The organism is Burkholderia sp. AU45251 (assembly GCF_030482905.1).
In the GTDB taxonomy this organism is placed as follows: domain Bacteria; phylum Pseudomonadota; class Gammaproteobacteria; order Burkholderiales; family Burkholderiaceae; genus Burkholderia; species Burkholderia aenigmatica.
Genome location: NZ_JAUJQH010000014.1, coordinates 108,905 through 132,480 on the forward strand (window position 1 = coordinate 108,905; position 23,576 = coordinate 132,480).

Annotated in this window: 19 protein-coding genes and 2 tRNA genes; 12 read left to right on the forward strand and 9 right to left on the reverse strand. The window is 60.6% G+C overall.

The window, feature by feature from the left end; all coding sequences use genetic code 11:
• Positions 1 to 65: 65 nt before the first annotated feature.
• Positions 66 to 494: a holo-ACP synthase gene (gene acpS / locus QZM67_RS25025; RefSeq protein ID WP_122944847.1), complete on the forward strand. Its 429-nt coding sequence runs from the start codon at positions 66 to 68 to the stop codon at positions 492 to 494.
• Between the two features lie 16 nt (positions 495 to 510).
• Positions 511 to 1,539, forward strand: a complete 1,029-nt coding sequence (gene nagZ, locus QZM67_RS25030) for a beta-N-acetylhexosaminidase (protein ID WP_043182001.1) — start codon at positions 511 to 513, stop codon at positions 1,537 to 1,539.
• 189 nt (positions 1,540 to 1,728) lie between these two features.
• On the opposite strand, the gene QZM67_RS25035 is transcribed toward nagZ, so the two are convergent.
• The 3 genes from QZM67_RS25035 to earP all read right to left on the reverse strand — a co-directional run bounded on the left by QZM67_RS25035 (position 1,729) and on the right by earP (position 5,261).
• Complete coding sequence (locus QZM67_RS25035; protein WP_301807405.1) at positions 1,729 to 3,114, reverse strand: sigma-54 dependent transcriptional regulator; 1,386 nt, start codon at positions 3,112 to 3,114, stop codon at positions 1,729 to 1,731.
• A gap of 269 nt (positions 3,115 to 3,383) precedes the next feature.
• Positions 3,384 to 3,941, reverse strand: a complete 558-nt coding sequence (efp, locus tag QZM67_RS25040) for an elongation factor P (protein ID WP_011351421.1) — start codon at positions 3,939 to 3,941, stop codon at positions 3,384 to 3,386.
• Between the two features lie 126 nt (positions 3,942 to 4,067).
• Positions 4,068 to 5,261, reverse strand: coding sequence for an elongation factor P maturation arginine rhamnosyltransferase EarP (gene earP / locus QZM67_RS25045; RefSeq protein WP_301807408.1), 1,194 nt, complete (start codon positions 5,259 to 5,261; stop codon positions 4,068 to 4,070).
• 76 nt (positions 5,262 to 5,337) lie between these two features.
• Here earP and uvrC point away from each other — a divergent pair, with 76 nt between their 5' ends.
• The 5 genes from uvrC (at position 5,338) to QZM67_RS25070 (ending at position 10,569) form a co-directional block, all read left to right on the forward strand.
• Positions 5,338 to 7,371, forward strand: a complete 2,034-nt coding sequence (gene uvrC, locus QZM67_RS25050) for an excinuclease ABC subunit UvrC (protein ID WP_301769090.1) — start codon at positions 5,338 to 5,340, stop codon at positions 7,369 to 7,371.
• 90 nt (positions 7,372 to 7,461) lie between these two features.
• Positions 7,462 to 8,049: a CDP-diacylglycerol--glycerol-3-phosphate 3-phosphatidyltransferase gene (gene pgsA / locus QZM67_RS25055; protein WP_011351424.1), complete on the forward strand. Its 588-nt coding sequence runs from the start codon at positions 7,462 to 7,464 to the stop codon at positions 8,047 to 8,049.
• Between the two features lie 145 nt (positions 8,050 to 8,194).
• Positions 8,195 to 8,270: transfer RNA gene (locus QZM67_RS25060), tRNA-Gly, on the forward strand.
• A gap of 53 nt (positions 8,271 to 8,323) precedes the next feature.
• Positions 8,324 to 8,399: transfer RNA gene (locus tag QZM67_RS25065), tRNA-Gly, on the forward strand.
• A gap of 226 nt (positions 8,400 to 8,625) precedes the next feature.
• Positions 8,626 to 10,569, forward strand: a complete 1,944-nt coding sequence (locus tag QZM67_RS25070; protein WP_009876631.1) for an integrase arm-type DNA-binding domain-containing protein — start codon at positions 8,626 to 8,628, stop codon at positions 10,567 to 10,569.
• Positions 10,570 to 10,606: 37 nt separating this feature from the next.
• On the opposite strand, the gene QZM67_RS25075 is transcribed toward QZM67_RS25070, so the two are convergent.
• Positions 10,607 to 11,575, reverse strand: a complete 969-nt coding sequence (locus QZM67_RS25075; RefSeq protein ID WP_020924940.1) for a Dyp-type peroxidase — start codon at positions 11,573 to 11,575, stop codon at positions 10,607 to 10,609.
• Positions 11,576 to 11,693: 118 nt separating this feature from the next.
• Positions 11,694 to 12,347, reverse strand: coding sequence for a substrate-binding domain-containing protein (locus QZM67_RS25080; protein WP_023106332.1), 654 nt, complete (start codon positions 12,345 to 12,347; stop codon positions 11,694 to 11,696).
• Positions 12,348 to 12,466: 119 nt separating this feature from the next.
• Here QZM67_RS25080 and QZM67_RS25085 point away from each other — a divergent pair, with 119 nt between their 5' ends.
• On the forward strand, positions 12,467 to 12,760 hold the full coding sequence (locus QZM67_RS25085) for a helix-turn-helix domain-containing protein (RefSeq protein WP_009459591.1): 294 nt from the start codon (positions 12,467 to 12,469) through the stop codon (positions 12,758 to 12,760).
• A gap of 22 nt (positions 12,761 to 12,782) precedes the next feature.
• Here QZM67_RS25085 and QZM67_RS25090 read toward each other — a convergent pair whose 3' ends face one another.
• The 3 genes from QZM67_RS25090 to QZM67_RS25100 form a co-directional block, all read right to left on the reverse strand.
• A complete protein-coding gene (locus QZM67_RS25090) occupies positions 12,783 to 13,673 on the reverse strand; it encodes a LysR family transcriptional regulator (RefSeq protein ID WP_023103878.1) in 891 nt (296 codons plus the stop codon).
• A gap of 483 nt (positions 13,674 to 14,156) precedes the next feature.
• Positions 14,157 to 15,323, reverse strand: a complete 1,167-nt coding sequence (locus tag QZM67_RS25095) for a glutathione-independent formaldehyde dehydrogenase (protein WP_020924942.1) — start codon at positions 15,321 to 15,323, stop codon at positions 14,157 to 14,159.
• A gap of 514 nt (positions 15,324 to 15,837) precedes the next feature.
• Positions 15,838 to 16,779: a LysR family transcriptional regulator gene (locus QZM67_RS25100; protein WP_028698648.1), complete on the reverse strand. Its 942-nt coding sequence runs from the start codon at positions 16,777 to 16,779 to the stop codon at positions 15,838 to 15,840.
• Positions 16,780 to 17,227: 448 nt separating this feature from the next.
• Between QZM67_RS25100 and QZM67_RS25105 the strand changes: the two genes are divergently transcribed.
• The 4 genes from QZM67_RS25105 (at position 17,228) to uvrB (ending at position 22,437) form a co-directional block, all read left to right on the forward strand.
• Positions 17,228 to 18,208 (forward strand): IS5-like element ISPa26 family transposase, encoded by a 981-nt coding sequence (locus tag QZM67_RS25105; RefSeq protein WP_024086516.1) that lies wholly within the window; start codon positions 17,228 to 17,230, stop codon positions 18,206 to 18,208.
• Positions 18,209 to 18,302: 94 nt separating this feature from the next.
• Complete coding sequence (locus QZM67_RS25110; RefSeq protein WP_034072818.1) at positions 18,303 to 19,280, forward strand: IS5 family transposase; 978 nt, start codon at positions 18,303 to 18,305, stop codon at positions 19,278 to 19,280.
• 373 nt (positions 19,281 to 19,653) lie between these two features.
• Positions 19,654 to 20,085, forward strand: a complete 432-nt coding sequence (locus tag QZM67_RS25115; protein WP_023835768.1) for a DUF488 family protein — start codon at positions 19,654 to 19,656, stop codon at positions 20,083 to 20,085.
• Between the two features lie 375 nt (positions 20,086 to 20,460).
• Positions 20,461 to 22,437 carry an excinuclease ABC subunit UvrB gene (gene uvrB / locus QZM67_RS25120; RefSeq protein WP_028690943.1) on the forward strand — a complete coding sequence of 659 codons (1,977 nt, stop codon included), beginning with the start codon at positions 20,461 to 20,463 and terminating at the stop codon, positions 22,435 to 22,437.
• 150 nt (positions 22,438 to 22,587) lie between these two features.
• Here uvrB and QZM67_RS25125 read toward each other — a convergent pair whose 3' ends face one another.
• Complete coding sequence (locus QZM67_RS25125; RefSeq protein ID WP_023103881.1) at positions 22,588 to 23,493, reverse strand: LysR family transcriptional regulator; 906 nt, start codon at positions 23,491 to 23,493, stop codon at positions 22,588 to 22,590.
• Between the last annotated feature and the right edge of the window lie 83 nt (positions 23,494 to 23,576).

Consider the following 23,576-nt stretch of genomic DNA (forward strand, 5'->3'; position numbering starts at 1 on the left):
ATGCCGCCGCGCGTCGCGCGTCATGCCTGACCCGGCCCGCCCGGGTCGCACTGGCGCGTACTGACATGGCGATCTACGGCATCGGTACCGACATCGCCCAGGTGAGCCGCATCGCAGCCGTGCTCGAACGCACGGGCGGCCGGTTTGCCGAGAAGGTGCTGGGCCCCGACGAACTGCGCGTGTTCCATGCGCGCCGCGCCCGCTCCGAGGCGCGCGGCATCGCGTTCCTCGCGACGCGCTTTTCCGCGAAGGAAGCATTCTCGAAGGCGATCGGGCTCGGCATGCACTGGCCGATGACGTGGCGTGCGCTGCAGACCCTCAACCATCCGAGCGGCGAGCCGTACGTGGTCGCGTCGGGCGAGCTGGCCGACTGGCTGGCCGCCCGTGGCATCACGGCGCGCGTGACGGTCAGCGACGAACGCGACTACGCGGTGTCGTTCGTGATCGCCGAGACGGATGCGGCGCCTGCACCTGTTTCCCGAACCTCCTCCTGACGGAATTCCCGATTCAATGAAAACGACTCCCGGCCCGGTCATGCTCGACGTCGTCGGCACGGCCCTGTCGCGCGACGATGCGCGGCGCCTCGCGCATCCGAATACCGGCGGCGTGATCCTGTTCGCGCGGCACTTCCAGAACCGTGCGCAACTGACCGCGCTGACCGACTCGATCCGCGCGGTGCGCGAAGACATCCTGATCGCCGTCGATCACGAAGGCGGGCGCGTGCAGCGGTTCCGCACCGATGGCTTCACGGTGCTGCCCGCAATGCGTCGCCTCGGCGAGCTGTGGGATCGCGACGTGCTGCTCGCGGCGAAGGTCGCCACGGCCGTCGGCTACATCCTGGCTGCCGAACTGCGTGCTTGCGGGATCGACATGAGCTTCACGCCCGTGCTCGACCTCGACTACGGGCACTCGAAAGTGATCGGCGATCGCGCGTTCCATCGCGATGCGCGCGTCGTCACGCTGCTCGCGAAGAGCCTGAACCATGGGCTGTCGCTCGCCGGGATGGCGAACTGCGGCAAGCATTTCCCGGGGCACGGCTTCGCGGAGGCCGACTCGCACGTCGCGCTGCCGACCGACGACCGCACGCTCGACGCGATCCTCAAGCAGGACGTCGCGCCGTACGACTGGCTCGGCCTGTCGTTGTCCGCGGTGATTCCCGCGCATGTGATCTACACGCAGGTCGACAAGCGCCCGGCCGGTTTCTCGCGCGTGTGGTTGCAGGACATCCTGCGCGGGCGGCTCGGCTTCACGGGAGCGATCTTCAGCGACGACCTGTCGATGGAAGCCGCGCGCGAAGGCGGCACGCTCACGCAGGCGGCCGACGCCGCGCTCGCGGCCGGTTGCGACATGGTGCTCGTCTGCAATCAGCCGGACGCGGCCGAGGTCGTGCTGAACGGACTGAAAGCGCGGGCAACGGACGAGTCGGTGCGACGCATCAAGCGGATGCGCGCGCGCGGCAAGGCGCTCAAGTGGGACAAGCTGATCGCGCAGCCCGAGTATCTGCAGGCGCAGGCGCTGTTGAGCAGCGCACTGGCCTGAGCGGGGAGGAGATGGCGCGGTGCGCGCCATTCCGGTCACCGAAACAGAAAGCCGCGCAATCGCGCGGCTTTTTTATGGACTACTGCCGGCGTGAACCAGGCAGCTTCGGGATTCAGGCCAGTCGGTGACGTGAATTAACACGCAACTAACGGTCGGCTCCTGTCAGCGCCTGTCTGCATCGCCGCCCGCTCAGTTCACCTTCATCCGCTGCAGCTTGTTGTACAGCGTCTTCGGGCTGATGCCGAGCAGCGTTGCCGCGCGGTGGCGCGTGCCGCCGACTGCATCGAGCGTCGCGCGGATCAACAGATCCTCGACGTCGGACAGCGGCGTGCCGACCTTGATCTGTACGCTGCTGCCGTTCAGCGCGGCGCCGGCCGAGAAGCTCGGTTCGCCCGCGCGCAGCGTCTCGATGAAATCGCCCGATGCGTCGTACGCGAAGCGCACGCGTTCCTGCAGCTCGCGCACGTTGCCCGGCCATTCGTAGGACAGGCATTCGCGCACGAAGCCCGGCGCTGCGCGCTTGTCGGTCGTGCTGCGGCCGGTTGCGCGCGCTTCGCGGTTCAGTTCGTCGATCAGCGCGTCCGCGATCGCGAGCGCGTCGCCGTCGCGCTCGCGCAGCGGCGGCATCGTGATCGACGCCGCATCGAGGCGCAGCCACAGATCCTCGCGCAGCGTGCCGTTCGCGACTGCTTCGCGCGCCGGGCGGCGCGTGGTCGCGATCAGCCGGAAATCGCTCGTGATCGAGCTGGTGCCGCCGATCCGCATGAAGTTCTGCGAATCGAGCGCATGCAGCAGTGCTTCCTGCAGCACGAGCGGCAGCGCGGTGATTTCGTCGAGGAACAGCGTGCCGCCGCCGGCCTGTTCGAACAGGCCCGATTCGCGGCGCTCGGCGCCATCGAACGCGCCGCGCTCATGGCCGAACAACACGCTGTCGAGCGATGCGCCGTGGCGGCCGGCCTGCGCGATGGTCCGGCAGTCGAACGACACGAACGGCCCCTTGCGGCGCCGGCTCAGGTCGTGCAGCGTGCGCGCGGCCAGCTTCTTGCCGGTACCGGTTTCGCCCGAGAACAGCACGGCTGTTTCGGTGCGCGCGTTGTGCTCGATCATGTCGTACACGTGCTGCATCGCGTCGCTGCGGCCGACCAGCGCGCCGAAGCGGCCGAGATGGCGCAGCGAGGCGCGCAACGACTGCACTTCGTCGATCAGTTCGTACGGGCGCGGGATCCGCGCGAGCAGGCTGCGCAGGCGCGGAATGTTGATCGGCTTCAGCAGGTAGTCCCAGATACCGTGACGCAGGCCCTCGATGGCGCTTTCGACCGTCGCATTGCCCGTCAGCACGATGACGGGCAGCGAGCCGTTCGGCTGTTGCTGCGGCAGGTGCTGGAGCAGGTCGAACCCGCTGCCGTCCGGCAGGTTCAGGTCGACGAGCACGACGTCGGGAATGGAGCGGCCGAGCGCCGTGCGCGCTTCGGCGAGCGACGTGGCCGTGTCGACCGAGAAGCCGTCCGCGGCGAGCAGCGCGGTGAGGCCGGACAGACTGTTGGGATCGTCTTCGACAATCAGGGCGTGTGGCATGGTGGACGCGAGTCGAGTCAAGAGAGGCGGGCTGTCGGCCAACGGGGCCGCAACCGCATGTCAGATTAAAAACTGATTTTATGCCCCGCTGAACGCGTAACGAGCATTATTTCTCCGGCGCTATAAAACAGTTACCGATGATACAAATTGAATATCTTTACCGGTGGATTTTGTGCTTTACATGAGCCTGACGCCCGCTAGGTTGTTGGCGCCGGACAAACAAAAAGCGCCCCGAAGGGCGCTTTGTTCGATGCGGGTACTGCTGGCGATTACGCGCGGCTGCGGTATTCGTTCGTACGCGTATCGATTTCGATCTTGTCGCCGGTATTGCAGAACAGCGGCACTTGCAGTTCGAAGCCCGTTGCGAGCTTGGCGTTCTTCAGCACCTTGCCCGACGACGTGTCGCCCTTGACTGCCGGTTCCGTGTAGGTGATCTCGCGAACGAGGACCGTCGGCAGTTCGACCGAGATGGCCTTCTCGTTGTAGAACACGACTTCGCAAGCCATGCCGTCTTCAAGGTAGTTCAGCGCTTCGCCCATCATTTCCGCTTCGACTTCGAACTGGTTGTAGTCGGCGTCCATGAACACGTACATCGGATCGGCGAAGTACGAGTACGTCACTTCCTTGCGGTCGAGCACGACGACGTCGAACTTGTCGTCAGCCTTGTAAACCGCTTCCTGGCCTGCGTTCGTCAGCAGGTTCTTCATCTTCATCTTGACGACGGCGGAGTTACGGCCCGACTTGTTGTATTCGGCCTTGGCGATGACCCATGCGTCGCTGCCGATCTGCACGACGTTGCCTACGCGGAGTTCCTGTGCGGTTTTCATAAAAAACTGTCCTGATCAAATCAAATAAATAGGTGCCTGAGCGTTGCGCAACGGCTGACGGTGCAAGCGTGCGTTCCGGTGGACGCCAAAAGCGAGCGCTTGCCTGGTCAGCCGTCGGATAACCGCTTATTTTAACTGAGATTTTGCATATTCCGCCAGCTTTCCAGCGAGATCGCCGACGGCCGCGAGCGCATCGGCCCAGCGGGCCGCGTTGGCGTCCAGTACGGCACGGTGCTGCCAGAAATCGGCCCAGTCGGGCGTGCCGACGCCGTTCCAGGCATGCCAGAACCGCTCGAGTGCCGCGCGCGGCGCGTCGGCGAGGTCGGCCGACAGGTGCGCCAGCGCGGCATCGAGCTTCGGCAGGTGCACGTCGTCGGCCTGCGGGTAGATGTGCCACACGAACGGCTTGCGTGCCCACTGCGCCCGGACGAACGAATCCTCGCCGCGCACGAAATTGATGTCGGCCACCCACAGCAACGGATCGTAGTCGGCCTGGGGGACGAACGCGAGCCCGTGAGCCGTCAGGTTACCGCTGTTCGCATGCGTGCCCGCGCCGAACGACTCGACCCCGAAAAAGCGCGCGACGGCAGGCGACACGCGGCCGGCCGGCACGAGTGCGACGACCGGCGACGAGCCGTCGCGCCACTGCGCGAGCAGCGCGTCGACGGCCGGATTCTCGTAGGCGAACAGGCTGACGACCGTGGTGCCGGGGGCCGGCAGCGGGCCGCCAGTCGCGCGCCGCCACCAGGCGTCTTGCGCCGCGGCGTCGGTTTCGAAGGCCGTGCGGCGCGTATCGAGATCGTGCTCCTTCAGGACGCCGCCGGTGCCGGCCGACAGGCCGGGGAAGAAAAACGTCTTCAGCAGCGGGTAGCGCGGATGCGGCGACGGCCGCAGATGGAAATCGGCGACCCAGTCCTCAGCGCTCAGGTATTCGAGGTTGATCCACACGGGGCGACGGGCGCGGCGCGCCATCGCCGCGAGATACGCGCCGGGCAGCTCGCACGCGAACGCTTCGATCACGACATCGGCGATCTCCAGCGCGTCGCCGACTTCCGCATGCCAGTGCTCGACCACGATCGCGTCGACCGTCTGCCGCCCCGCGTCGGGATCGACCCCGGGCAGCAGGCGCGCGAACGTGCGCAGGTCGTCGACGAACAGGCGAACCTGCCAGCCGTGCTCGTGCGCGAGCTGGCGCGCGACGCGCCAGCAGACGCCGATGTCGCCGAAATTGTCGACCACCGTACAGAAGAGGTCGCAGGCGATCGGTTCGCCCGACGGGAGCGGTGCGGCGGGCAGGGGGGCAGCGGTGGTGCGTGGCATCGAAGCGGGGCGGTGAATGCTCTAAACTGGCGATTCTAATAGACCCGTTCCGCGTTACAAGGCGCCCGGATCACGCATGACATCCCCTGAAGCTTCCGATACCCCGTTCGAACCGAAGAAGATCCTGGCGCAGTTGCCGCACATGCCCGGCGTCTATCGCTATTACGACACGGCGGGCGCCGTGCTCTATGTCGGCAAGGCACGCGATCTGAAGAAGCGCGTATCGAGCTATTTCACGAAGACGCAGCTGTCGCCGCGCATCGCGATGATGGTCACGCGCATCGCGCGCATCGAGACGACCGTTACGCGTTCGGAGGCCGAGGCGCTGCTGCTCGAGAACAACCTGATCAAGGCGCTCGCGCCGCGCTACAACATCCTGTTTCGCGACGACAAGTCGTATCCGTACCTGAAGCTCACCGCGCACCGATTTCCGCGGATGGCCTACTACCGCGGCTCGGTCGACAAGCAGAACCAGTATTTCGGGCCGTTCCCGAGCGCCTGGGCCGTGCGCGAGAGCATCCAGATCCTGCAGCGCGTGTTCCAGTTGCGTACCTGCGAGGATTCGGTTTTCAACAACCGCACACGGCCGTGCCTGCTGCACCAGATCGGGCGCTGCACGGCGCCGTGCGTCGGCGCGATCTCCGACGAGGATTACGCGATCGACGTGTCGAACGCCGCGCGCTTCCTGCTCGGCCGGCAGTCCGAAGTGATGAAGGAGCTCGAGCAGAAGATGCACGCGTTCGCGGCCGAGCTGAAATTCGAGCAGGCGGCGGCCGTGCGCAACCAGATGAGCTCGCTCGCGACGGTGCTGCACCAGCAGGCGATCGAGGTCGGCAGCGACAGCGACGTCGACATCCTGGCCGTGGTCGCGCAGGGTGGGCGCGTGTGCGTGAACCTCGCGATGGTGCGTGGCGGCCGGCATCTCGGCGACAAGGCGTATTTTCCGACGCACGTCGAAAGCGCGCTGACCCTCGCCGAGGGCGGTATCGGCGACGAGTCCGAGCTGGCGGAGGCGGCCGCTGCGGCCGTCGACGTATTGCCCGACCTGCCCGCGGAAGAACCCGGCCGCACGCGCGCCGACGCGGCGGCGTCGGTCGAGGCCGAGGTGCTCGACGCGTTCATCGCGCAGCACTATCTCGGCAATCGCGTGCCGCCGGTGCTCGTCGTGAGCCATGCGCCCGCGAGCCGCGACCTGCTCGAGTTGCTGTCCGAGCAGGCCGGCCACAAGGTGTCGCTGGTGCGGCAGCCGCAGGGGCAGCGGCGCGCGTGGCTGTCGATGGCCGAACAGAATGCGCAGATCGCGCTCATGCGGCTGCTGTCGGAGCAAGGCTCGCAGCAAGCGCGCACGCGTGCGCTCGCGGAGACGCTCAGCTACGAATGCGATGATCTCGCGACGTTGCGGATCGAATGCTTCGACATCAGTCATACGATGGGCGAGGCGACGCAGGCGTCGTGCGTGGTCTACCACCATCACAAGATGCAGTCGGGCGAGTACCGCCGCTACAACATCACCGGGATCACGCCGGGCGACGACTACGCGGCGATGCGGCAGGTGCTCACGCGCCGCTACGAGAAGATGGTCGAGCAGGCCGCGCAGGCGGCTGCCGCCGACGATGCGGCCGGGATCGACGGCGAGTCGACGCGTCAGGCCGAGGCGTCGAGCCTGCTGCCGAACATCGTGCTGATCGACGGCGGCAAGGGTCAGGTCGAAATCGCGCGCCAGGTGTTCACCGAGCTCGGCCTCGACACGTCGATGCTGGTCGGCGTCGCGAAAGGCGAGGGGCGCAAGGTCGGCCTCGAGACGCTCGTGTTCGCGGACGGCCGCACGCCGCTCGAACTCGGCAAGGAGAGCGCGGCGCTGATGCTCGTCGCACAGATCCGCGACGAGGCGCACCGCTTCGCGATCACCGGCATGCGCGCGAAACGCGCGAAGGCGCGCCAGACGTCGCGGCTCGAGGAGCTCGAGGGCGTCGGCGCGAAGCGCCGGCAGCGACTGCTCGCGCGGTTCGGCGGGTTGCGCGGCGTGGTTGCCGCGAGCGTCGAGGAGCTCGCGAGCGTCGAGGGCATCTCGCACGCGCTCGCCGAGCAGATCTACAAGCAGCTTCACTGACGCGGCCGTGCGGCCGGCTGCGTTGCCAGCGTTCTTGTGGCAGGCCGGTCGACACGGCACAATTGCGAATCCTTTACTGTCCCGCATGCCATGCCGTTCAATTTCCCGATTTTCCTGACGTGGGTACGGATCGTGCTGATCCCGCTCGTCGTCGGCGTGTTCTATCTGCCGGACACGGTGATGGGCGGCGCGCACCGCAATCTCGCGGCGGCGGCGATCTTCATACTCGCGGCGCTGACCGACTGGTTCGACGGCTATCTCGCCCGCAAGTGGAACCAGACGTCTTCGTTCGGCGCATTTCTCGATCCGGTGGCGGACAAGCTGATGGTGACGGCCGCGCTGCTGATCCTCGTGCAGATTTCGCGGGTCGACGCGGCGATCGCACTCGTGATCGTCGGCCGCGAGATCGCGATTTCGGCGCTGCGCGAGTGGATGGCACAGATCGGCGCGTCGAAGAGCGTCGCGGTGAACCAGCTCGGCAAGTTCAAGACCGCCTGCCAGATGGTCGCGATTCCGATGCTGCTGTTTTACGGGCCGCTGCCGCTTGGCGTCGCGACGATCGACACGCGGGTGTGGGGCGAATGGCTGATGTATCTCGCCGCGGTGCTGACGATCTGGTCGATGCTGTACTACATGAAGCTCGCATGGCCGCAAATTCGCGAGCGCGGGGGCGCGTGACCTGCACCGCAGATTCTGCGGCGCAGGTTTTTTGGAAAAAGGGCTGGAAAAGCTCTTGACACACGAATGTGCCTTCGACATAATCTCGCTTCTCCGCTGCACGACGAAGTAAGTGTGTGACGGGGAAGCAGTAGCGCAGCAATACGCGGGAGTAGCTCAGTTGGTAGAGCGCAACCTTGCCAAGGTTGAGGTCGCGAGTTCGAGACTCGTCTCCCGCTCCAGATTTTATCTGGCAGCGTGTTGTACGGCAAAGCGCTGCAGATGCAGGACACATGCGGGAGTAGCTCAGTTGGTAGAGCGCAACCTTGCCAAGGTTGAGGTCGCGAGTTCGAGACTCGTCTCCCGCTCCAAATTTTGATCCACAGACTTCTACTGGGGTCTGTAGGTCATTGAAAAAAGGAGCTTCGGCTCCTTTTTTCATTCCAGCGAGTGCCACGGAAATCCACCCACAGCTACCGTTTTTGAGTGACCAAATAAGGCACAAGAATACGGGTGGGTCGGCTACCGGATAGTTGCTGGGGCTGAGCGGGGACCATGACGAGCATAGGGCCTAAGTCATTACTTAGGAGTCTCGAAATGGCGCTCTCTGATCTGACCGTCCGGCAGGCGAAGACCACCGGAAAACGCTACACCCTCTCCGACAACGACTGCCTGGGCCTGATGGTCTCAGCCGCAGGCGGCAAGTCATGGCAATTCCGCTACTACTGGCTGGGCAAGCAAAAGCGCCTGTGCCTGGGCGGCTATCCTGCTCTCAGCCTGCGCGAGGCCCGGATCGAGCGAGACAAGGCCCAGGCCCTGCTCGCCAGGGGGATCGATCCTCAGGTCGAGCGCGACCAGAAACGGCACGCGGCCAAGCTGGCGGGCGAATACACCTTCAAGACCGTCTTCGATGCCTGGGTCGAGCATCGCCGCAAGGAACTCAAGGAAGGCCGTCAAAGCACGCTGTCGCAGATCCTGCGCATCTTCAACAAGGACGTGTTGCCCACCCTGGGAAGAATGTCGATCTACGACATTCGCCGCCCCCAACTCCTGGGCGTCTTGGCGGCGATCGAGAAACGCAAGGCGTTCACCACCGCCGAGAAGGTCCGCACCTGGTTCAACCAGTTGTTCCGCTATGCCCTGGTCATTGCCGAGGGGTTGGAAGTCAACCCGGCCGCCGACCTGGACGTGGTGGCAGAGCCCAAGCCCCCCGTAGCCCACAATCCCTACCTGCACCTGCCCGAGATGCCCGAGTTCCTCCAGAAGCTCCGGCTCTACAACCCCCGTGGCTGGCAGACCCAGCTTGGCGTCCGGCTGCTGTTCCTGACCGGGGTGCGCACCGGCGAACTGCGATTGGCCGAACCCGAACAGTTCGACCTCGACAGGGGCTTGTGGATCATCCCACCGCAGATCGTCAAGCAGCTCCAGGATGAAATGCGCAAGGCAGGGAAGCGGCCGCAGGATGTGCCCCCCTATATCGTGCCGCTATCCCTGCAGGCCATCGAGATCGTGCGCTATCTCCTGGGGGTGATGCGGCCGGCGCAGAAGTACTTGCTGTCACACCGCAGCGAACTCAAGAAGCGCATCAGCGAGAACACCCTCAACAAGGCCGTGCAGCTCATGGGCTATGAGGGGCGCCTGACCGGCCACGGCATCCGCGGCACTATCTCGACGGCGCTCAACGAGATTGGCTACCCGAAGATTTGGGTGGACGCGCAGCTTTCCCATTCCGACCCCAACAAGGTGAGTTCGTCCTACAACCACGCCAAGTACGTTGAGCCGCGCCGTCGGATGATGCAGGACTGGGCCGATCGGCTCGACCTGCTCGAACAGGGCGAAGTGGAAGCCGCGAGCGCGCATCTGACCATCCGTATCGACGGGGTGCCGGCGATGGCAGAAGTGGAGGAAGCGGTGGATGCGACCCTCGCGATGGCCGAGCCCACTCCTCCCGGCGTCCCGCCCGTCGTGGCCACGCCTATTGTCGTAACCCCGAGCAACGGCGGCATCACGTTCCAGCGGCTGTCTCAGGTACCGCCGCCTCCGACGCATGCCCCAGAGCCGGAAGTGTCCGCGATCCAGCGCGAGCGCGAGGAAATGCTGACCATCTACGAGTCTCCAAGCAGCTTGCCGGTCCCGCTGTTCGGCAAGCTGGCCGGAAAGTCCAAGGACCAGATCAACCGCGAACTGAAAGCGGGCAAGTTGCTGTCCATCAGTTTGGGCAATCGGGGGCAGCGTGTTCCCGATTGGCAACTGGTGCCGCTCAAGCACAAGCTGGCCCAGGTGCTCATGAACCAGTGCCCGCACGCGGATTCGTGGGATCTGTACCGCATGCTGACCCAGCCGCACCCTGACCTGGGGGACCGCGCGGCCATTGATGCGGTCACGCCGACCAACGTGCCGGCGATCATCCAGGTCATCATGGGCGACTACCAGCACTATGCGGATATGCCCGAGGCCATTGCCCCGTACCCCATCCCCGAGGATGTGCGGCAAAGCGTTCGTCGGCTGGTGGATAGCGCAGTAGTTCTAGACGGAGCATAGGGCTCTCAAACCTTGCAGGGGCCTTGCGGCCCCTGCATTACGCTTGCACCGCCTCCACGAGTTCGCTCAGCGTGCGCGGTGCGGGAGCGAAGAACACGGCGCCGGTGTGCGCCGTCGAGAAATCGAGCAGGCGGTCGTGCATGCCTGGCGGATCGCCGAGGAACATGCGCTCCAGCATCTTCTGCGTCACCCACAGATGCCTGGAGTAGCCGATGAAGTAGGTGCCATATTCGCCCTGGCCGGGGCGGCCGAAGGGCATGTTGTCGCGCAGGATGTCGTGCTCGGTGCCGTCGTCGTCCACGATCGTGGCGAGGGTCTTGTGCGATTTCTGGCCGCTCGTCGCGTCGGGCAATTCGACATTGCTGACGATCTCCCGGCCGATGATCCGCTCTTGCTCGTCCTTGGCGAGCCGAGCCCACGGCTGCATTTGGTGCAGATACTTCTGCACCACCAAGTAGCTGCCGCCGGCGAACGCCTGATCTTCACTGCCGACCAGCGTCGAGGCGCCGATGTCGTGCCCGGTCGGGTTGGCCGTGCCATCGACAAAGCCAAGCAGGTCGCGGGAGTCGAAGTAGCGAAAACCGACCACCTCGTCGGCCACCGTCACGCTGCTGCCCAGTTGGTCCAGCAGCAGGCGCTCGAATTCAAAACAGAGGTCCTCGCGTTCGGCACGGATGTGAAAGAACAGGTCGCCGGGCGTGGCAGGCGCGGTGTGCTTGGCACCCTCGATGGGCACGAAGGGCCGTAGTTCCTTCGGGCGCTTCCCGGTCTGGAAACGGTCCCATAGCGCCGATCCCAGTGCAGTGATGCACGACAGCCGGCCGTTGAGATCGCGGAAGCCCACCGTTTTGATCAGGTCGTCCAGCCCGTCCAAGACGCCGGCGACCGCCTGAAGGGCCTCGTGGCCCTCGGCGACTGTCAACGTGAGAAACACCGCCGCGCGCGACAGCGGCGCATCGATGCTTTGCGAGTCAATTGGTACTCGATCCCAACCACTTCCAACCATTCGTGCCTCCAAAGACCATGTTAATTCATCATATTGCCAGAGATGGAAGCGCTATCACTGGCGCGCTAACAGGCGCGTGCCGCTGCAATTACCCGCACGCAGCCTCGGCGAGAGCGGGCTATGGGGTATTCGAGCAAGCCGCCCTGTCCCTGGCAACCAACATTGCCCTGTGCTCGAACCGCTCAGAAACAACATTGGCTCGTCCGTGGGGCCGCTGCAGATATGTCACGATCTCGTAGGGGCCGTCTGAAAGCGGTCGCATAGTGATCCCCCACGCATGGGCACGCTCAATGCGCGATTGCGCGGAGAGCCCCACTCCGTAGCCAGCGGTCACCCAAAGCGCCATCATCTCGAACGAAGTCACGTGCTGAATGCTCTGCTGGCTCAACGGAAGAAAGGACAGTCGCTGATCCAGCAGTAGGCAAGCCTCCGCCGGCCAGCGAAACACCGGATAGTCCAGAAGCTCGGCAAGCGTGATCTTCGCCTGGGCAACTAAGGGGGACCCCAGCGGCACTGCAACAGCCACGTTCTCCACCCAGAGCGGTTGGCTTTTCACGGCCGGAGCACCAGCGTTCCGAAGCGTCATTCCAGCGTCGTAGCGGCCTTCCTCAAGGCCCGTCAACAGATCATCGGCTGAGGTCTCAAAGAACGTGATGGTGACTTCTGGTTCCTCCGCGCGCTGTAGGGCAAGAAGCGTTGTGAGGCAAGAGGATGGCACTCCGGGCGCGATAGCAAGCCTGAAATGGGAAAACTGGCTGGTGGCGTCATGCATGAGGGCCCCCAATAAGCGATCTGTCCAGAAAGGCAAACCAGCGTTGCAGGAAAGAGTGAAGTTTAACGTCGTTATCTTTAACGTGGTTAATTGTGGCAGATTGTTTGACGCTTCTGCTAATGCAGAAATCAACAATTCAGCCAGGCCGTCCTTCTGGCACATCGACGTATGAATCCGAGTCGGCGTTAGCCTTCGGACAGGCCGTGCGCGCTGCGCGCGTCGCTCAAGGAGTCGCGCAAGACGAGTTCGCATCTCGGGCAAGCATTTCGCGTTCTCACATGGGTAAGATCGAGCGTGGTGAGCACGTGCCCACGCTTCCGCTCATACTGAAAATTTCTACGGCACTTGGAATAAGCGCGGCTGACCTGATGACGGCGACCGAACGCAATCTGCGTGCCGACACTGATCCCTGAGTGTCTAGCCTGCCAGGCTCCGTCAACCGTCCGAAGAGTCGCGAAGGCGAACGATAAATCGCTCCACCGAAGCCGATAAATTGCCGCCGTCGGGCCGAAGCAGGTAGGTGGTGATCACGGCAGAATCCATCGCCAAGGGGCGGATCACCACATCCGGCCGTTGGGAGATGGGAATCTTGGTCGCCGTCATGAAGCCGATGCCGTAGCCGGCGCCGACCAACGTGAGCATCATGTCCAGCGAGGACACTTCCTCGACAACATTCAGCTTGTGCTCCAACGTGTTGAGCAGCCGCTTGAGTTCGCGGCAATAGCCCTCGCATACCTGCGGGTCGCACAGGACAAGTGGATGGCCTTGAAGTTCTTGAAGTGGCACCTCCTTGTAGGTGAGCAATGAGTGACGAGCTGGCACCGCAATCACCAGCGGGTCGTGCCAGATTGGTTCGGCAGCGATACCGTCGCCGACATCGCCCGTGTGCGCGAACCCGATCATGAAGTCGCCCGAACGCAAGCCACGCACTTGCTCTGCCAGAGGCACTTCTGACAAGCGTATTTCGATCTCCGGCTCCTCGGCGCGGCAACGAGCCAGAAATGCCGACAGCCGTGGATCGATAGCCCCATCTGATACAGCGATGCGCAGGCTACCGCGCAAGCCCGATGCCACAGCCTTGGCATTTTCACGAGCCTGTTCCAGCACTGTGAATAGACGGCGAACATCTTGCAAGAAGACCGCGCCCGCCGCCGTTAGAACTGTTCCTCGTCGGTTTCGGTCGAAGAGCACTACGCCCAACTCGTCCTCAAGTTCCTTGATGGCTCGTGATAGCGGTGGTTGTTCGATATGCAGGCGCTCAGCCGCCCGCGTGAAATGTAGCTCCTCAGCAAGAACTACGAAGCAGCGAAGATGGCGCAGCTCCATAGGCCACCCTCCCGTTCCGACTTATCCAACACTGTGCTATCTCCCTATAGAAGTGACTGCCATTCTGGCGGCGGCGAGTTCGGCCACATCATTGGAAACTTCTGGCTGAATGAGCCAGGGCTGGGTTGACCGTGCGATGGCCCGAGGCAGGCACAACACCAGGCGAGCCTGTCAAGTCCGTGGGGTGATAAGGATCAGACGAAGGCTATCTCCAGCCACGCACGTCAATGGATGCCGTGCATCGTCCCCGTCTGACCCTTGGCCGATTGCGAACCAAGCGCTTGAACACGCTTGCGGTTGATCATCACCTGCGGATTGCTGAGGCTCTGCTCCTGGTCCGAGCCAAGGCAAGTACCCTGGGGCAGACGGCAAATGCCGGCGAAAATATTCGCCGGCTCCAGTTGCTGCCCGGAGACTGGCGGGACCAGAATGCCTCTCACCAGAAAGTGTGAGACATCCTGATGCTTAGCCCGCGCCGGATGCTTAATGCCGCACTGAACCATGCGGGTCGATGACGTACTTGTATGCAGAACCCGCGTCGAACTCTTTGTACGCGGCGGGCGCGTCTTCGAGCTTGATGAACTTAGTGTTCATCATCGGCGAAAGGTAAGGCATGCGATCGTTCAGTATCGCCCGCATTAACGCGTGGTTGTAGTTGGCCGTCGGAGATTGACCAGCCGACATTCGCGGCGACTTGATCCAGGCGTTGGACCATTCCAGATCCATATGGCCTTTCTTGGCTTTCGGGTCTTTCGAGATCGGGTTTGCGCAGTACACACCGACCGTACTGGTCATTCCGCCGAAGCGGACATATTTGAGCATTGCGTTGGTAACAGCGCTCTCCACGATCTTGTCAGCCTCCGCGCCAAACCCGCGGCAGTCCACACCAACATAGTCGATGACGCGATCCACCTCCCTGTGCCCGGTAATGCGTTCGAGATGCTCCTCGATCGGCACGCCGTCGGAAAGGTTGATGGTTTCCACGCCGTGTGGCTTGAGAAGGTCCAGCCGCTCTTGAATGTAATCGGCAACGATGATGGCGCCTGCACCCAGAAGTCTGGCGCAGGCGGCACCCGCTCTGCCGACCGGCCCGGCACCGAAGATCAGGATGTTTTCGCCGACGACGTAGGCCGGCGCGGCTGGCCAGTCTGGGCCAGCGAACCCATGGAAAGCTGTGGGTAATACGTCAGAGAGAAGGGTCAGGTCGCGGATTTTTTCCATGGCGGCATCCTTGTCAGGGAAGCGAAGGAGATTGAAATCCGCATACGGTACGAAGAGATAATCACCTTGCCCCCCCGTCCAGCCACCGAGGTTGAACCCGTAGGCTCCGCAGTCGATTTCGGGGTTGGTGTTCTCGCATACATCGGAGCGCATATGCTTGCAGTTGTAGCAACGCCCACACCCCACATTGAAGGGAACGGAAACGATGTCGCCCTTCTTCACGACTTCGACGTCTGATCCCACTTCGATCACTTCGCCGGTCATTTCATGGCCCATGGTCATTCCCTTGGGAACAGCAAACGAACCGCGATAAATGTGAAGGTCGCTGCCACAGATATTTGTGGTAACTATTTTGAGGATAGCGCCATGGGGTGCGCTTTTCCCTTGAGGGGTTATCAGCTCTGGAAATTTGAAGGTGTTGACCTTCATTTCCAAGGGCTTCTCGAAAGTCACGATTCGGTTACCGGTCGGAGTCATTTCGTCACCTCTGTGCGTTAATGTTTCCATCTTCTAAATCGAAGTGGGAAACGAAATTTACCGCTGTCAAGAAGAACGATCGTGGTACTGCCTAGCCGTTGGCCGCGTCTCCTTCTGCGGTCTTGACAGCATCGGATCAAGCTCAGAAGTGGTCAAACTGGAATAATCTATGTACAGATAGGCACGATCTATCTACGCGGGATCGTCGAGCCGTGCTCGTCTCCTAGCCGGGAGAGGGCAACGATCATCGCTACATCGCGCCTCCTAGCTTGATCTAGGAACAGTCAGCTCGACCCAGCGAGACATGAGGAGGCCGCATGCAGCAGGTACTCCTGTCCCCCGAGTTGCCCCTGGACCTAGTGGCCTTCGATGGGTTGCTCAGCACGTGGCGCCTGTTAGCGGCGCACACGGCATGCCTGCAATCTTCGCCTGGTTGAAGCAATACAGAGTTGCTCTTCAAGACTCGCTATTTCAGGGGGCTTTGAGATGAGTCTGCTTTGGGCTGGAACCGACGATGGATCGATATAACGGATTGAAGAGTGGCGGCGAGTTCGGGGGTGTGCACCATTTCGAGCAATGCACGCGATGACGGTGCCTCGAACGCATTTTTCCCAGCAACGAATCCGACATTTGAGTGCGACATTGGTCCATTGATTGCGATTGCGTGGAGATTTGGAATGTGCGCGAGTTGGCCGGCGAGAGATTGCGGAAGAACTGCCGAATATTTTCCTGTCGCCACGTGTGCCGATAGCACGTCAATTGAATCAGTGCGAATAGTCTGCGCGGTACATTGCATCAGCCTATCTTGAATGGGTTCAGGTACTGCCGAGTTCAGCACGCAGAGTTGTCTATTGAGAACATGGTCCCACGTTGTGCTTCGGGGTTGCTGTGTTCTCGCGGCGTGAAAAAGGAAAATGCGTTCACGGTACAGAAGGTGAGTATCGAAGTCTTCCCCTGGGATATCCTCCAAATGCATGAGTGCGATATCCAAATTGTTTTCTCGAATCGCCTGTAGCAGGGAAGAAGCGCCGGAAACCAGAACTGATTGTTGAAGTAAGGGTGTTTTTTCAGCAAGGGCGATGCTTAATGTGGGCGCTACACCGGCAGTTCCTGGGAGTATCCCTAGCCGGAATTGCCCCTCTATACCTCGCCGTAGTGCGGAGAGTTCTCGCTCCAGCCCTTTGCAGTCGTCATACATCTGCTGAGCCCAAGACAGTACGCGCATCCCTTCAGAAGTGAGGCCGTCATAGCGTCGGCCATGACGCACGATCTCGACACCCATGTCTTCCTCCAATTGCTTAATGCCCGCGGAGAGTGTCGGCTGAGAAACATTGCAGCTTTTGGCCGCGTTGCCAAAATGGCCTTCACGGTGCAAAGCAAGCAAGTATTCAAAGTTTCTTACGATCATATATTTTCTTCTGATAAAGTTGATTAGATTTTATACTTTCACGAAAAACCCTGCGCACGCTTCGATCCGCGTCCAACCTTGGGCACGTAGCTGGCACGCATGAAAGGCTGCCGCGCGCAGTGCCCATACAGTAGGTTCGACTCGTCATCGACGGTCAGCACCACAACGCACGGGACAGCCAATAGCGCGAACACAGGTGCTTTGCGCTGTGGGCGAGTCGTCCTCATGTAGCTTAGCAGTTGGCGCGTTCTGGAAGGGAGTAAGCGTGAGTGGTGAGGCACGCAACCGCAAAAGGCGGTGCTAAGCTCTTGAGCTGTTCGGGTCGTGGCCGTTGAAGCGGGGAGAGAATGGAGCCTGCCATGGCCGTTGTGGCGCAGCTGGGGAAATCCTGAAAAAGACTTCCTGATTTGGCAAAATCCCCGGACACCAATCGCCGAGCTTTTCGATGATGAAACAAATGACCTTCGCCGATGCCGAGTACGCCGGTAAGCGCAAGCAGACCCGCAAGGAGCTGTTCCTGATAGAGATGGATCGGGTCGTACCCTGGGAGGGTTTGATTGCTCTGATCAAACCTCATTACCCAAAGGGCGAAGGGGGCCGTCCAGCCTATCCGCTGATGGCGATGCTGCGGATTCATCTAATGCAGAACTGGTTCGGTTACAGCGATCCGGCGATGGAAGAGGCGCTGTACGAGACGACGATCCTGCGCCAGTTTTCCGGTCTGAGCCTGGAGCGAATCCCGGATGAAACCACCATCCTCAACTTCCGTCGCCTGCTGGAAAAGCATGAGTTGGCCACCGGTATTCTCGGCGTGATCAATGGCTATTTGGGCGACCGTGGCTTGTCACTGCGACAAGGCACCATCGTCGATGCCACTCTGATTCATGCGCCCAGTTCGACCAAGAACAAGGACGGCAAACGCGACCCGGAAATGCATCAGACCAAGAAGGGCAACCAGTATTACTTCGGTGCCAAAGCTCACATTGGTGTCGACGATGAGTCCGGGCTTGTGCACAGCGTGGTGGTCACTGCGGCCAACGTCGCGGACGTAACCCAAGTCGACAAACTGCTGCACGGTGGTGAGAACGTGGTCTGCGCTGATGCGGGCTATACCGGTGTAGAGAAGCGTGAAGAGCATGAGGGGCGCCAAGTCATCTGGCAGATTGCAGCCCGGCGCAGCACTTACAAAAAGCACGGTAACCGCAGCGCGTTATACAAAGCGATACGTAAGATCGAAAGAGCCAAGGCCCAGGTTCGCTCCAAGGTTGAGCATCCATTTCGGGTGATCAAGCGCCAGTTTGGTTATACGAAAGTGCGCTTCCGAGGCTTGGTGAAAAACACTGCTCAGATGGTGACGCTGTTCGCCCTGTCGAACATTTGGATGGCGCGTCGACATTTGCTCTCCAATGCAGGAGAGGTGCGTCCGTGAAGAGTGAAGTGACTGCTGCGAGGTGCTTGGGAAGGTCTGAAAAAGACTTCCTGATTTGGCAAAATCCCCCGACTTCACCTCGCCGAGTTTTCCCATGAAGCAGATGACCTTCGCCGACGCCGAGTACGCAGGCAAGCGCAAGCAGACCCGCAAAGAGCTGTTCCTGATCGAGATGGATCGAGTGGTGCCGTGGAAGGGTTTGATTGCGTTGATCGAGCCGCACTACCCGAAGGGTGAAGGCGGCCGTCCGGCCTATCCGTTGATGGCGATGCTGCGAGTACATCTGATGCAGAACTGGTTTGGCTACAGCGATCCGGCGATGGAAGAGGCGTTGTACGAGACGACCATCCTGCGCCAGTTTGCGGGCTTGAGCCTGGAGCGTATCCCTGACGAAACCACGATCCTCAACTTCCGTCGGTTGCTGGAAAAACACGAACTGGCCGCGGGAATCCTAGCGGTAATCAACGGCTATCTGGGTGACCGCGGCCTGTCGTTGCGCCAAGGCACCATCGTCGACGCGACGCTGATCAACGCGCCGAGCTCGACCAAGAACAAGGATGGCGAGCGTGACCCGGAGATGCACCAAACCAAGAAGGGCAACCAGTACTACTTCGGCATGAAGGCGCACATCGGCGTGGATGACGAGTCAGGGCTGGTGCACAGCGTGGTAGGCACGGCGGCCAACGTGGCGGACGTCACCCAGGTCGACAAGCTGCTGCATGGCGACGAGCAGAGGGTGGGCGGCGACGCGGGTTATACCGGCGTCGACAAACGTCCGGAGCACGCCGACCGGAAGGTCGTCTGGCAGATTGCCGCCCGTCGCAGCACCTACAAGAAGCTGGGCAAGCGCAGCGTGCTGTACAAGGCCAAGCGCAGGATCGAACAAGCCAAAGCTCAGGTGCGCGCGAAGGTCGAACATCCGTTTCGAGTGATCAAACGCCAGTTCGGCTATGTGAAGACGCGCTTCCGTGGTCTGGCGAAAAACACCGCTCAGTTGGTGACACTGTTCGCGCTGTCGAACCTGTGGATGGCGCGAAGACATTTGATGAGTGCAGGAGAGGTGCGCCTGTAATGCGGGGAATAGCCGCCGCGAGAAGCTCGCAGCGGCTAAAAACCAAGAAATGAGCGGGTGATCGGGCGGGTTTTGATCGATTTGCCGCTTTCAAAATCGGCAAGGGCTGAAGTCGGTCAAAAACAGGCGGCTTTTTCAGACCTTCCCTTGCAGCGGCAAAAAAGGCTGAAATAGACGGCAGGTTTGACCGGGATTTGAGCGGCTACCGTTTTTTGAAAGTGTCGATGGCGAAGTAGCCGGAAAACAGGGGCTACTTCAGACCATCCCTAGTACACCATGCCCCCAGCGTTTCCTTAGCTGCGATTGACGGGCATGCCTGGCGGTAGCTCAATAACAGCCATTTATGGATGAAGGAACGAGGGGAATAAGGCAGATGAAGATATTCACGATTGGATTCACTAAGACCTCCGCGCGGTCCTTCTTCACCAAGTTAAGTGCTTCTGGTGCCAAGCGCCTTGTCGATGTTCGCCTGAATAATGTTTCGCAATTGGCCGGGTTCGCTAAACGCGAGGATCTTCGATATTTTTCCGAGGCGTTGTGTGGGATGGAATATGAACATCTACCAGCACTTGCTCCAACCAAAGACATGTTCGAGGAATATAAAATAAAAGGGGGAGATTGGGATATCTACGCCAGTAAATTTCTGGATTTAATGTCGTCCCGAAAGATTGAGTCAATCGATAAAGAAAAGATTGATAACAGTTGCCTGCTTTGCAGCGAAGACAAGCCCCATCACTGCCATCGGAGGCTAGTGGCCGAGTACCTTGCAGGCAAATGGCCGAATGTTGAGATCGTGCATCTTTAGAGGGGCGACGTAGCTCCACGTTTCCAACGCCTCGTCTGGAGGGCTGAGAGAGACAAAGGCGCGTATCGGCGGGAGCCGGCGCCACACATTGGGCGTACAGAGCAACCTCGCCCGCCACGGCTCGATGTCAGCGCTCAACGAGGCGAGTGGCTCCAGGTGCATTGGCAGACGGGCCGCTGGCTGACGTCGTGGCGATCGGCGGATATGCACTGGGAAGCCCGCCCATGTGTTGGGCTATCATGTTGGCGACGCCTACGCCCAGGTGGGGCGCGGCAGGATCGCCGTCATTTACACCCCAGTTTGGTACTGCTATAGGTCTTCTGGAATAGCCGATACATCAGGACAAATTGAAGTAGCTCAATTAGGAGATATCTAATGTCAACCGGTATGTTTATTCTGCACTCCAACTATACGCCGGCGGGGGACCAGCCAGAGGCGATCGCGCGGCTGCTGTCGGACATAGAAGAAGGTGCGACGCACCAGACGCTGAAAGGTATCACCGGCTCAGGTAAGACCTTCACCATGGCCAATGTGATTCATCGTCTGAAGCGGCCCACGTTGATCTTGGCTCCCAACAAGACGTTGACCGCGCAGCTCTATAGTGAAATGAAGCACTTCTTTCCTGAGAATGCGGTCGAGTACTTCGTTTCGTATTACGACTATTTTCAGCCCGAGATCTATATGCCGGGCACCGATCGTTTCATACCGAAGGACTCGGCCATCAATGACCACCTTGAGCGCCTGCGCCTGTCCACGACCAAATCCTTGATTGAGCGTCGTGACGTGATCGTCGTCGCTTCGGTGTCTTCAATCTACGGCCTGGGTGATCCAGATGCATATCGAGCGCTACAGATCGCTCTGTCCCCTGGGGTCAAACTAAACCAGAGAGAGCTAATTCGTCGCTTGGCTTTGCTGCAATATGATCGCACGGAGCGTACGCTCAAGCGTGCAACGTTCCGCGTCCAAGGTGATGTGATTGACATTTTCCCCGCTGATTCCGAGTACAGGGCGGTTCGGGTGGAACTGTTGGATGACACTGTTGCGTCTGTCCAATGGATGGACCCTGTTACTGGCAAGACGTTGGGAGAGATAGACCATTATTTGGTTTCGCCAAAAACGCTTTTCGCACCGCCCACGAACAAAATAGATTCTGCATCCAAAAAGATACTCGCTGATATGGAAGAGCGGGTTGCCGAGCTGAACAGGAATAATCGCTTGGTCGAGGCAAACAGACTGTACGAGCGGATCACGCATGACGTGGAAATGATGCGCGAGGTCGGCTATTGCTCGGGGATGGAGAATTATTCCTGCTACTTCAGCGACCGAGACGCAGCTTCTCCTCCGATCACGTTGCTGGATTATTTGCCGAAAGACGGGCTGCTGTTCGTCGATGAATCTCATGTCATGGTGCCACAGATATCCGCAATGTACCGGGGGGATCAGGCGCGCAAGGACACGCTGATCGATTACGGGTTCCGTTTGCCTTCATCGAAGAACAACCGGCCATTGAACTTTGACGAGTTCGAGAAGGTCAAGCCTCAGACCATCTTTGTTTCCGCTACTCCGGGCGACTACGAGCTGAGGGTGTCGAAAGGCAGGGTTGTCGAACAGGTTATCAGGCCAACGGGACTGCTTGACCCCAAGGTTGAAGTGCGGAAAGCGGATGGATACATAGATGACCTGCTTGCCGAAATATCGAAGTGCGTGAAGAGAAAGAATCGAGTGCTTGTGACTACGCTGACGAAGGTCAGTGCAGAAGAGCTAACGGATTTCTTGACGGACAACGGGATTCGAGCGCGCTACATGCATTCGGACATAAAAGCGGAGGATCGTGTTGAGATCATCAATGGCCTGCGCGCAGGAGAGTTCGATGTTTTGATTGGGATTAGTCTTTTGCGCGAAGGGCTGGATATTCCAGAGGCATCATTGGTTGCCATTCTCGATGCAGACCGTGCAGGGTTCTTGCGTTCGGCCCATGCGCTCATTCAGATGATCGGTCGAGTCGCTCGGAATGAAAACGGCAAGGCGATCTTGTACGCCGACGCGGTGACGCCGGCGATGAAGCAGGCGATCGATGAGACCAATAGGCGCAGGCAGCTTCAAATTGCCTTTAACGAGGAAAATGGGATTTCTCCAGCCTCGTCTGTGCGAAAACTAGCAGGGGAAGAGACGAATACGGAGGAGCCCACCGTTCATTCCGAGGCTTTCTGCGAGAACTTGTCCGACCTTTGCGATCAGATCACTGCCAAGGAACAGCAGCTACTCGAATTTACCGATACCGGTGACGAGCAGCGCGTCGAAGACATTCGTCATCAGTTGGATGGGTTGTACCGGCAATTCATTTACATCTAATCGTTCGCCGGCATTGAGTTGCATGGCCGACCGATCTGCACCTGGGGCAAGCGGGCAGACGGTCGGCTCATCATTCAACCGGAGGGGTGAGCCGCCGAGGCTCAGTGCCCCGCTTTCCAAGGTGTGTGCCCTACAGCGTCTTGCGACGTGTCAGCGCAAAGCTGGCAACGATCCAACGGCGACCAGCATTTCATCAAATACCGCTCGAACCCTTCCCGGAATGGGGCCACGCTGAGGCCGATAGACGTACAACCCCCATGCCGGAGGTTCTTCGTTCTCCAGCACTCGCACGAGCTTCCCGCTGGCAATGTAGGGGGCGGCCATGTAGTCCGCCAGTTGCGCGAACGCGATCCCGGCCAGCGCCGCTCCCATTTCCATGTCGGCATTGTCTGCGACGAGAGTGGGTGCGGTAGGTGTCCACTGGCGTCCCGCCTTGAAGTGCCAAGGCCAGGGACGGCCGGTATTGATATCCAAGGCCACGGTAACTGGCAGGCTGCTTAGCGCATCGATGTTTGCAGGTACGCCCACTTTCTTGATCAGGCGCGGAGCGGCAACGATGGGGAGTCTCATGTCGGCGGCCTTGCGTGCGACGAAGCGGCTATCGCGCATGAATCCGACCCTGATCCCGACGTCAATCCCTTCGTCAACCGTATTGCTGATGCGATCGGACAGGCGCACATCCAGCGTGATGCCGGGATGGCGCGCGGCCACGCGCTCCAGTGCCGGTAGCACCGCTCTGGTGCCCAAGCTGTGCGGTGCGGTGATGCGAACCGTACCGGACAGAGAGGCCTGCTGGTCGGAGCCAGGCGTTCGCCACAGATCCTCGAACCGCTCCAATGCGGGGCGCACTTGGTCTAGCAGCCCTTCGCCGAAGGCGGTGATGCGCACCTGGCGCGTGCTTCGATGAAACAACACCTCGCCGTAGTGTTGCTCCAGTTGCTGGATGGCACGGGTTACACCTTGCGGAGAAGTCCCCAGCCGGACGGCCGCATCGCGAAAACTGCTGCTTTCGGCCGCCACCCGAAAGATGCGCAGTAGTTCCATTTCCTTGTTCATGACGCACGCCTTATGGCCGATTTCGCTGCTCGTTGATTGTTCCAGATTGTGGAATTATAAAATCGCAACAATTCCATATACAA